The 10,757-nt window shown below is 64.7% G+C and carries 9 protein-coding genes; 2 read left to right on the top strand and 7 right to left on the bottom strand.

The window, feature by feature from the left end; all coding sequences use genetic code 11:
* Both galK and V7116_RS23615 read right to left on the bottom strand, forming a co-directional pair.
* A partial coding sequence (galK, locus tag V7116_RS23610; protein ID WP_324394450.1) for a galactokinase occupies nt 1-953 on the bottom strand: 953 nt, incomplete at its 3' end.
* 37 nt (nt 954-990) lie between these two features.
* Complete coding sequence (locus tag V7116_RS23615; RefSeq protein ID WP_324394451.1) at nt 991-2,037, bottom strand: UDP-glucose--hexose-1-phosphate uridylyltransferase; 1,047 nt, start codon at nt 2,035-2,037, stop codon at nt 991-993.
* A 163-nt stretch (nt 2,038-2,200) separates the two neighbouring features.
* Between V7116_RS23615 and V7116_RS23620 the strand changes: the two genes are divergently transcribed.
* Nucleotides 2,201-3,298 carry a WD40 repeat domain-containing protein gene (locus tag V7116_RS23620; protein ID WP_324394452.1) on the top strand — a complete coding sequence of 366 codons (1,098 nt, stop codon included), beginning with the start codon at nt 2,201-2,203 and terminating at the stop codon, nt 3,296-3,298.
* A gap of 95 nt (nt 3,299-3,393) precedes the next feature.
* On the opposite strand, the gene V7116_RS23625 is transcribed toward V7116_RS23620, so the two are convergent.
* From V7116_RS23625 to V7116_RS23645, 5 genes are all read right to left on the bottom strand, one after another.
* Nucleotides 3,394-3,861, bottom strand: coding sequence for an NADAR family protein (locus V7116_RS23625; RefSeq protein WP_324394453.1), 468 nt, complete (start codon nt 3,859-3,861; stop codon nt 3,394-3,396).
* A gap of 151 nt (nt 3,862-4,012) precedes the next feature.
* Nucleotides 4,013-5,482: an SH3 domain-containing protein gene (locus tag V7116_RS23630; protein WP_324394454.1), complete on the bottom strand. Its 1,470-nt coding sequence runs from the start codon at nt 5,480-5,482 to the stop codon at nt 4,013-4,015.
* Nucleotides 5,483-5,644: 162 nt separating this feature from the next.
* Complete coding sequence (locus tag V7116_RS23635) at nt 5,645-8,200, bottom strand: hypothetical protein (RefSeq protein WP_324394455.1); 2,556 nt, start codon at nt 8,198-8,200, stop codon at nt 5,645-5,647.
* 317 nt (nt 8,201-8,517) lie between these two features.
* Entirely contained in the window at nt 8,518-9,033 is a 516-nt protein-coding gene (locus tag V7116_RS23640) for a metal-dependent hydrolase (protein WP_324394456.1), read from the bottom strand.
* A gap of 61 nt (nt 9,034-9,094) precedes the next feature.
* On the bottom strand, nt 9,095-10,177 hold the full coding sequence (locus tag V7116_RS23645) for a M24 family metallopeptidase (protein WP_324394457.1): 1,083 nt from the start codon (nt 10,175-10,177) through the stop codon (nt 9,095-9,097).
* Nucleotides 10,178-10,546: 369 nt separating this feature from the next.
* Between V7116_RS23645 and V7116_RS23650 the strand changes: the two genes are divergently transcribed.
* Nucleotides 10,547-10,757, top strand: a 211-nt coding sequence (locus V7116_RS23650; RefSeq protein WP_324394458.1) for a TCP-1/cpn60 chaperonin family protein, incomplete at its 3' end; no start/stop codon positions are given.

Below are 10,757 nucleotides of genomic sequence, written 5' to 3' on the forward strand. Positions count from 1 at the left end.
ATGGTGTCCAGCTCGAAGACCGTGATCTCGTAATCGTCGCGCATGCTGGCGTGGCTCTCGCGCATGGCTTCGCCCGCCGCCGCCAGATCGCCCGCCCGCAGCGCGGCAGCGGTCTGTTCGGTGCGTTCGTCTTCGGTCACAACGTGCCGCGCGCGCCGGTAGAGCAGGTCGCCCAACTGCTCGCGTGCCGCCTCAAGCATGTCCGGCGTCGCGTCGCGCAGGGCCTCCACGCCCAGGATCTCGGCGGCTTCTTCGCACTGCTGCCGCCGCAGCGCGTATTCCGAGTCCACCAGCCCGCGCCGCTTGTTGCTGTCGATGATGACGATGCTGACGCCGGAGGGCATGGGGATCGGCGTCACGTCCAGGCTGCGGCAATCGATCAGCAGTGCGTGCTGGTCCACGCCCATCGCAGACGCCATCTGGTCCATCACGCCGGTCGGCACGCCGATGAACTGGTTCTCGACCGTCACGCCGCCGAGCGCCTTTTCGACCTGCGTCATGCCCAAATAGGCCGCGTCTTCTCCGGCCAGCGCCAGTCCCAGCTCGATTAATCCCACCTCGACCGCCGCCGAGGACGACAGCCCCGCGCCGATCGGGATATCGCCGCCGATTACCGCGTTGAAACCGGGGATCTCGTAGCCCTGTTCGCGCAGCCACCACAGCGCGCCGCGCAGGTATTTACTCCACGCGGGCAGATCGGGATCGTCCAGGTTGATCATGTCGAACGCCGTGCGCGAATCGAAATCGACCGACACCATGTTCACGGTCGAATCGAGGCGCGGCGACGCGGCGACGTACACCGCGCGGTCGATGGCAGCAGGCAGCACGAAGCCGTCATTGTAGTCGGTGTGCTCGCCGATCAGGTTGACGCGGCCCGGCGCGCGGGCCAGCAGGACGGGATCTTGCCCGTATTCACTGCGGAAGGTTTCCAGAACTCGTTCTCTGATGTCCATGTCTCTTGACTCTCAGGATGGGCGCGCGAATAAAGGGCTATTTGGCGAGCGAGTAATGCATGCCGGGCAGATCGCGCAGCGTGCGCGCGGCCATCTCAGCGCTGATGTCGCGCTGGCGCGTGCCGAGCAGCTCGTAACTGGCGACGAACTTGCGCACCGTCGCGCTGCGCAGCAGCGGCGGGTAGAAGTGCGCGTGCAGGTGCCAGTAAGGATGCAGCACGCCGTCGGTGGGCTGCTGGTGGAAGCCCATGCCATACGAAAACGACGCCTGGAACAGATTGTCGTAGCGCACCGTGATCGCGTGCAGCGCGTCCGCCAGTGCGTCGCGTTCCACGCCGTCCAGCGAGAGCAGATCCGGCGCGGGCCGGTGGCTGATCAGCATTGTCTCGTACGGCCAGAACGCCCAGAACGGCACGAGCACCGTCCAGTGCTGGTTGCTGTAAATGATGCGCTCGTCGCGTTGGCGTTCTTCGTCCAGGTAATCGCTGAGCAGCGTGCGCCCGTGCGCCTCGAAGTAGGCGTGCTGGTTGGTGTCCTCGCGCTGGATCTCGTACGGCAGCCGCATCGTCGCCCAGATCTGGCCGTGCGGGTGCGGGTTGGAGGCGCCCATCGGCGCGCCCTTGTTTTCGAAGATCTGCACGTAGTTGATGAACTCGCGCGAGCCGAGGTCCACGACCTGCTCGGCCCACGTATCGATCACGCGCCGGATGTCCGCCAGATCCATCTGCGCCAGCGTCAGGTCGTGGCGCGGGTTGAAGCAGATCACGCGGCAGATGCCCCGGTCCCCCTCCATGCGGAAGAACGGCGAATCCGGCTCTACGATCTCGTCGGGCGAGTCGGGCAGCAGCGCGGGAAAGTCGTTGTCGAATACATAGGTGCCGGTATATTGCGGCGTGCGTTTACCGCCCGCGCGCTCGTTGCCGGGGCACAGATAGCAGGTGGGATCGTAAGCGGGGCGCGTGTCGGGCGGGGTCTGCTCGACCTGTCCCTGCCAGGGCCGTTTGGTGCGGTGGGGCGAGACGATAATCCATTCGCCCGAAAGCGGATTGTAGCGCCGGTGGGGGTGCTGGCTCGGATCTAACATCAGTCGCTCACTTCGGATGGCTAAAAATTTGGATGCGCCCCTAGTGTACAGAGGCGGCGGCGTTTGCGCTACGGATTTGCGGTGTTTCATGCGCTATGAACGCAGCGTGATTTCAGCTAGGATCTAGGGGTGCCTTGATGTGTGAAGGAGAGATGCTCGAACGATGCGACACTTGAGTATTTACCTCAGTTTGGGGGTGGTGCTCGTGCTGCTGGCCGGGTTAGGCGCGCCGATCGCCGCCGCGCAGGGCGACGTGACGGTGCGTACCATCGACATCACCGGCCAGCTGGTCCAAAGTACGCTGTCGCCGGATGGGTCGCTGCTGGCGGTGTGGGAGAACGGCGCGTATCACAATAATGAACTGATTCTGAGCCTGCTGCCGATCCAGTTGGTTAACCTGGATACGGGCGACGTGACGCGGCTCATCGGCCCCACAGACTACGCCTCGGATGCGGCGTTCTCGCCCGATGGCTCGATGCTGGTCACATACCACGCGGGCGGCTGGATCTTCGTGTGGAACACGGCGACGGGGCAGGAAATCCGGCGCATTCCGGCGGTTCCCGGCATGGCGCGTGTGGGCTTTTTGCCTGATGGCACACTGGGTACGGCGCTGCCCGGCGCGCAGGCATTGATGGTGCTGTGGGATGTGGCGTCGGGCGCGCCGGCGGGACTTCTGGCGCACCGGTATGGCACCTATGCACAGGCGATGGACAGCATGAGTCGTCAGGCGGCGGGGATGAGCACGATGGCGTTCACCGGATCGCCCGCCGGGGATACGCTGTTGACGGTTTCGCTGGGCGGTAAGATCTGGCTGTGGGACCTGGCGACAGGGGATGAAACCTTGCTGCGCGACGGCGACGACGAGCGCCCGATGCTGCCCATCCGCCGTGTCACGTACACGTCGGACGGGACCATGATTTTCTACCACAACCGCGACGGCCTCCTCTACGCGCTGGACATGGCGAGCGGCGAGGAAACGACTCTGCTGGCGATCGAGAAGGTGGGCAGTTCCGTCGCCATCACGCCAGATGGCAGCCGCGCCGCCTGGGTGGATGACGGCCCATCCTCGATCCAGGTCGTGTCGCTGGACGCGCCCGATGCCGCGCCGCAGGTGATCCCGCTGCCGGAGACGGATCTGGAATTACGCCCGAGCGAGGTCACGAACAGCCTCGCGTTTTCCGATGACGGCACGCGGCTGGCCCTTACAGGTTACATCAGCGACGATAACGCGAATATGGTGGTCGTGGTCGATCTCGATTAAGCACTGCAATACGTGTACCGGAAAAATCCGTCGGGGCGATGCTTGCATCGCCCTAATTTTTGGTGTCCGCGCAACTTATGGCTGGGTGGGGTGATTTATCCTTCTTCGTTCTGTTTTTGCATAACGCTCTCCGCGCGCAGGGCCTCGCGCACGTCCATCGAAATCTGGCCGAGCATATTCTGCCCCGTGCCGTCCCTACCACAGCCCCAAAAGTAATCGTCCGGCGCGGCCTCCATGATCGTGTCCGTCCCCGTGCCGAGCAGCACCGCCCGGATATCCGCGTGTGTCTCGAACTTACGCCGCACCGCGCGCCGCATCAGGTCCACCTTGACCGCTTCCCAGTCCTCGCGCAGCGGCCAATCGCGCCGCCGTCCCAGGGCTTTGGCCTGTTTGGCCGTTTTCGCGCGCCGGACGTGTTCTTCGTGTTCCGTCCCGGCGAACTTCTGCGCCTGGAAATAATGCTCGACGGTCGGCCAGTAGACGCCATCCAGTTCGAAACCGTGCGGCGAGAAGTTCGAAAAGCAGGCGTAATCGTCGGTCGACGAGTAAAAGTAGATGGGCATGTGTTCCTACCTGTCCTTTGCAGTCGCGATACGTTCATTATCCCCCCAACGCGACTGCGCGATACCCGCATGATCGGGGCATCCAAACACAGCGCCCCGATCCATGTCTGCGGATCGGGGCGCTCGTTGTTCTGCGACCGTGCGCGCGGCGCTACGACGCCGGGACCGGTTCGAGCCAGTAGGCGGCGGCGTCGCCCTCGGCGGTCCAGCCGGTGATGCCGCTGCTGTCCACCTGATACCAGTACATCCCGTCCGCGCACTGCGGCCCGCTCAGCACGGCGAACGGCTCGCCGGGATTGAGCTTGCCCAGCGACGCGGACCCACTGCCCGGTTCGGCGCGCAGGTTGTTTGCGGACGTGCCGGGAATCACCTGTGCCTGCATACCGGCCTGGAGGCGCGGCGGCTGGGTGGTCGTCGCGCAGGTGTCTTCCGGCTGCGGGCCGTCACCGCCCCCCGCCGCCCCGATGCGCCAGCCGTTAGGACCCCACTGCACCGGCGCGTAGGCATCGACGACCAGCGTGCCCGGCATATCGATCACCTGTCCATTTTGCCAGACCGATAGGCCGCCGTGATCGTTGGTATAGGCGATGCGCTGCCCATCCGCCGACAGCGCAACGCTGCCCGGCGCGCTGGTGATCGGCAGGCTGCTGCCCGGCTGGCCGTTCGGCTTGGTCGCCGTCCAGGCGAAGCCGTTCCAGTAGCTGCTGGCCTGCGTGTCCTGGCTGACGCTCAGGGCCAGCGAGTCGTCGGGGAAGACCGTGCTGTAAAGCTGTGGCGCGGCAGGTGCAGGCTGGCGGTTCCCGGTCGCGGGATCGAGCAGCTCCCAGTGGCCGTCCCCAAACAGGATGCCTACATAAGGCGCATCGTTCCACGTGATCCATTGGTAGTCCGCGAGCGCGCCTTCGTCCTCGCTCACGACCGTCTGCGCGCGGAGATTTCCGTCCGTGTCGTAGACCAGAATCTGCTCGGGATAGGTGATGCTTTCTTCGTCGAACAGCGTGACGCGCAGCGCGAGGCCGCCTTCGCCCCATTTCACCTGAAGCGGCTGGGGCACGCCCATCATGTCCGGCAGGTTGGTGACCACCACGCGCGTCTCGCCTGTGGCGAAGGTGTACATCACCAGACGGTTGCTCTCCGGCGAGAGGCTGGGGTAGTGCAGCTCGGTCCACGCGATCGACGCGCCCTCCGGCGACCATGCCGGATCCGAGCGCAGAATCGCGTTGTCCTCGACGCCTTCCACGAAGAACGAGGCATCATCCGGCTGCGCGGCGATGGTCATGCCCGGTTCGAGCGTCACATAGTTGACCGCCACGATATCCGAGGGCAGCGGGCCGCCCCCGATCCCGCCCGTGCGTTCCCACGCGTCATAACTGATCGGGGACCAGTCGCGCATGGCGACGAGGCCCCCGGCGGGCGACAGGGCCACGCCGTCGAGGTGCGTGTTGAGCGTGAGCGGCTGCGATTCTCCCGTGGCGACGTTCCAGACCCACAGGTTGCCGCCCTGAACGAACACGACGAGATCCGCCGCCGGGTTGTCGCTTTGGGCGCGCACCGCCCAGGTCCCGGTCAGCACCGCGAACAAACATGCGGCGAGCGATAGTGAGAGAAATTTGCGGTGCACGGTGTTGCTCCTTGCTTGAACCCGGCAGGCGTGCGCCGGTTGATGATCGATGAGGTAGGCAGTCCCACGACTATCGATCTAAACACACTATGCGTGTTTGATCGTCCATCTCTGGCCCGATCCTTGCTCCGTCTTTCGGCGGAGGCAGCTTATTTTCTGGCCCTACGATCCGAGCGGCTGCACCCAGTACGTGTCGCCGTCGCCCTCGGCGGTCCAGCCCTGCGTGACACCGTACCGCACCTGCCACCAGATGCGCCCGTCGTCGCCGCACTGCGGCCCTCCGATCACGTCGAAGATGCCGCTGCCGGGGATCGCGCCGATCACGACGCTGTTGTTCGCCATGCCCGGCCCGCTGCGGATCACGTTGGCGTCGCCCGGCGTGACCTGCGCCTGGATGCCCGGCATCAGGCGTGACGGTGGCGCGGTGGGGCAGGTGAACGGTGACACCCAGTAGGCGATGCCTTCGCCTTCCGCCGTCCAGCCGGTGATCGTGCCGTAGCGGATCTGCCACCATGCGTGGCCGTCCGAGCCGCACTGCGGCCCCGCGATCACGCGGAAGAACGACCCGCCGGGGATCTGGCCCAGGCTGGCCGCGTTGAGCGACGGCTGCGCGCGGATCGTGTTGGGCTGGCCCGGCAGTACGAACGCCGAGATGCCCGGCGTCAGGCGCGGGGTGGGCGAGCACGCGGCGGGCTGGCCCGGCTCGACGGGCGGCAGGCTGCTGAACGGTTCCAGCCAGTAGGTGCTGTTCTGGCCTTCGGCGGTCCAGCCGGTGACGCCCGCGTAATTGACGCGCCACCACGTCCAGCCTTCGGGACCGCACTGCGGACCGCCCAGCACGACGAACACGCCGCCGCCGGGGATCTGGCTCACGGCGGTGTTGGTCGCGCCGGGGGCGCTGCGCAGCGTGTTGGGATCGCCGGGCGTGACGCGTCCCTGGTCACCGGGGACCAGGCGCGGGGCGGGGCTGGCCGGGCATCCGAACGGCGACACCCAGTAGCTGCTGTCTTCGCCTTCCGGCGTCCACCCGGTCACACCCTGATACTGCACCTGCCACCAGTAGCGGCCTTCGGGATCACATTCCGGCCCGGCCACCACGCGGAAGAACGCGCCGCCCGGCAGCACGCCCACGACGTTGCTGCTCGTGCCGCGCCGGGGCTGGTCGCGCAGGATGTTCGGCTGGCCCGGCAGCACGAACGCCGAGGTGCCGATCTGCAGGCGCGGGGTAGGTCCGCAGACGATCGGCTGGGCAGGCGTTGCGGGCGAATATGGCGCGAGCCAGTAGGCCGTGCCTTCGCCTTCGGGTGTCCAGCCCCGGAAGCCCTCGTAATCGACTTCCCACCAGTAGCGGCCTTCCGCGTCACACGTGGGTCCGCTGATCACCTGGAACACGCCGTTGGCCGGGATGCGCCCCACGACGCCGCTGCCCGATCCGCGCCGGGGCAGCGTGCGGATGATGTTCGGCAGGCCGGGCGTTACCTGCCCGTAGCCGCCCGCCGTCAGCCGGGGCTGGAGCGTGCAGGCGACCGTCCCGCCGCCGCTGGGCGTGCCTGTTTCTGGCCCCACGCGCCACACGTCCGGTCCCCAGATGACCGCCGTCTCCGCGCCGGATTCGATCCCGTCCGTGCCGGGGACGGGCACCATCTGCCCGCCGCTCGACACGTACAGCGCGTTGGTGATGTACGCGATCTCCTGCCCATTCGGTGACAGCGCGATGTCCTGTTCGCGTCCGGCGAAAGAGAGCGTCGCCTGGAAGCCGTCCGGCGCGGTCAGCGTCCATTCGGGCGCGAGGTTGCCATCGGGCAGGGTGGTCGGCGTCACACTGAGCGCCAGCGATTGTTCCGGCGCAAGCGCGGCGACGAGCTGCGGTACGGCGGGCATGTCCTGAATGGTGGTCGTGCGCGGCTCGACCAGCTCCTGCTTACCGGACGGATGCCACACGCCGATGCTGTCCTGGTTGTTGGCGCGCATCCAGTGCCACGCCCAGACCTGCTCGCTGGACGAGCTGCCGATCAGCGTCTGGCTGAGCAGGGTGCCGTTGGGATCGTAGTAGTGCAGCGTTTCGGTGTATTCGCCAATGTTGTTGATCGAGCCGTTCACCAGCGCGATCCCCGCCTCGCTCCATTCCGGCTGCGCAATGGGGAAGAATCCCGCGTCGGCGTAGGGGAACGGCAGATCCTGCACGACGACGCGCGTCTGCCCGGTAGTGAAGCTGTAGGCCACCAGCCGGTAATCGTTGCTGGGCACGACGTATTCGGCCCAGGCGAGCTGCGTGCCATTCGGCGACCAGGCCGGTGTGCCGCGTACGATGAAATTACCGGGGCTGCCGTCGTCCGGCTGGTAGGATGCGCCCTGCGGCTGGTCCGCGATGCGCGTCGCGCTGCCGCTGGGAATGTCCCACAGCCAGATGTTGCTCGGCGCGATGTCGAAGGCGGGTTTGCCCGCTGCGATCGCGTCGATGGTGATCTGCGCCCACGAGACGTACGCGAACCGCGTGCCGTCGGGCGACAGGATCGGGCGTTCGTTGTACCCCCAGGTCGTCAACTGCTTGATGCTGTTCGTCTGTGCCGACCACGACCAGAAATCGCCGTTGCGCCAAAAAATGACCGGCGCGGCGTTGGACTGTGCGGCGCTGGCGCTCGACGGCATCAGGGGGACGAACATGCTGAGCGCAAGAACAACGATGAGTGCGGGGTTTAGCCAGTGTCGAGGATGCATCTAGGCTCACTCCTTCCGGTTTACGGGATGCGCGGTGTTGCGCAGATCCCATCATAAACGCGATTGGGGGGCGGATGTTGACCCTCTCAGGACGGTGACGCGGCGCTCAACCTACGCTGAGCATCCGGTGGAAAAAAACAGTTGTTAGTTTTCAGCTGTCAGTTTTTAGTTTTAAGAGCCAAAGCGAACGGTCAAATGGCAGAGGCGACCTCACCCCCGGCCCCTCTCCAGCCCAGATGTATAGACTGGAGAGGGGGAAGTAGGATTGGTGATAGGAGGTGAGATTGACTTTTTGCGCTTCTCCGGTGCTTTGGATTTCAGTTACCTGTTGAGTAAGTGAAACTGCGTTTACGAGTACGCCGCCAGTGGACGAATGCAAACAGCAACAGCAGCGGCTCAAGCACAAAGACGGGATCGGTCACATAGTCCTTGATGGTGCCTTCAGCGACCTGAGCAGGCGCAATGCCAAACATGTGCGTTGAAAGCGGATACAACAGCGGCGTGTTGTGCGCGATTGCGTCAAGCGCCAGATGGGATAGCCCTCCAACTGCGATAAGGCCGATGAGCGCACGCCCATAGGGCTGTACATCTGCACGGCGCAACAGCCACCAGACCAAACCGATCCCTACGTACACGAATAAGCTGTGTGTCCACAGCGTACTGTGATTCACAAATCCGCGAAACAGAGCGTTATAGACGACATCCGCGTCTGGGGCGACCGTACTGGTTAGCGCGACGCTCCATAACAGGCGACGTTGGGCAATGCTCCATCCTGGCGACGGCTTCACGCTTGATGCCGCAAGATAACCTGGGACCAGATGTGCAGCCAGCATTCGCAGAATGCCTCAAGAGTCCAGAGCATTAACTCGTTCGAGATACGTTTGTCGTTTCGCGCTATTTCTCGAGAATCACCGGGCGCGCGTAGGTTACGCCATCGATGGTGAACGACTTCGTCGGCCAGCCGGGGATCGCGGTCAGGATTTCCGGCGCGCCGTCCGTGACCAGGATCGTGTCTTCGACCTTGGAGCCGGTGATGCTGGGATTCCACGCGCAGATCATGCCGGGCTTGATCGTGGTTGCATCGCCGGGCATGGCGATGATTTCGCGCGGGTTATACGCGGCCAGCCCGCCTTGATGGTGAAGCTGCCACTCGTCCGCGAAGCCGACCGCCGCATACGCCTCGGTGATCGTCTTGAACATATCGTCCAGCGTTTGCCCTGGGCGCGACGCGGCGGTGATGCGCGCGTCGATCTCGGTGCACGCCTCGATGCGGTGGCGCAGGTCGTCGTTGATCGGGCCGAAGTGTACCAGCCGCGTCACGGAGCACACCAGCCCCTCGCGCCGCCCGCACAGCACCAGCATCGCATATTTGTCCAGCGTTTTCATGGTGGGTAGCGGGTGGCGGAACTTGAAGATGCGTTCGTCGGTGGCGATCAGCACCACGACGGGCGTGATGTTGTAGCGCCGCAGTTCGTCGGCCACGCCGCCGCCGATCTCGGCTTCGGTCTGGCCCGGCTGCACGCGCTTGATCGCGGCGTCCATCGCTTTGGCGCAGTCCGCGCCCAGCGCGCGGAAGCGCTGCTGCTCGTTCTCGCTCAGCGTCAGGCGCAGCGCTTGCAGATCACCGCTGACGTCGCTGGCCCCCGCGTGCGCGATGTCGGTCCCGAAGCGGCCCGCCGGGTGCGGCGCTTCTTCCGCTTCCCACGCCGACACGTGCAGGTCGAAGCCGCGCGCGCTGAGGCCGTCCGCGTCCAGGCGGGGCGCTTCGATGCGGTTGGTCCACACCGTCGCCGCGTCCGGCGTCACGAGGATGCTCGGCCCTCCGGCGATGTCCGCGACGTTGATCGCCGTGTCTATGCCGCCCGTCAGCCACGCGAAGTTGTCGATGCGCCGCAGCCACAGCGCGCCCAGCCCGTGCTCGGCCATCAGGCTGCGCAGTTGATCGAGCTTGGTTTGAACTTCAGCTTTGTAATCCATTTGAGTGATCCCTTTAAGAGCAGAGGCATTAAGAACGCTGCTGTTCATTATAGTACAGGCCGGGCTATTCCTCGATAAAAACAGCGCGCCGGGACGATCTGTGGTAGCATCGGGCGCGGTAGCACTCCCACGGGGAGACTGCTACCAAATGCGCCGTTTTGAACCTGTTCTGATAGATCTTTACCGCACTTTATATGTATTTCTAACGTTTGTGGGGTATTGATCTTAAGGCGAGGCCGCTACAATCTCGCGCGTTTTGCATCCAAGAGGATAGAGCGGTGGCTCAGCCGCCGTATCATGACTTTTCAAGTCACCTATAACGAATGAACGGCAGTTCAAAATTTCAGCCCTAAGAGGAGTACACTGGATATGCCCAAGCAACTCGTTTTTGATCAAGAAGCACGCCGCGGCCTGAAGGCGGGCGTGGATATCCTGGCGAACGCCGTCATGACGACCCTCGGCCCGAAAGGCCGCAACGTCGCCATCGACAAGAAGTTCGGCGCGCCGACCGTCACCCACGACGGTGTGTCGGTTGCGAAGGAAATCGAGCTTGAGAACCCGTACGAGAATATGGGCGCGC

It is taken from the genome of Aggregatilinea sp. (assembly GCF_036822615.1).
Taxonomy (GTDB): Bacteria; Chloroflexota; Anaerolineae; order Aggregatilineales; family Aggregatilineaceae; genus Aggregatilinea.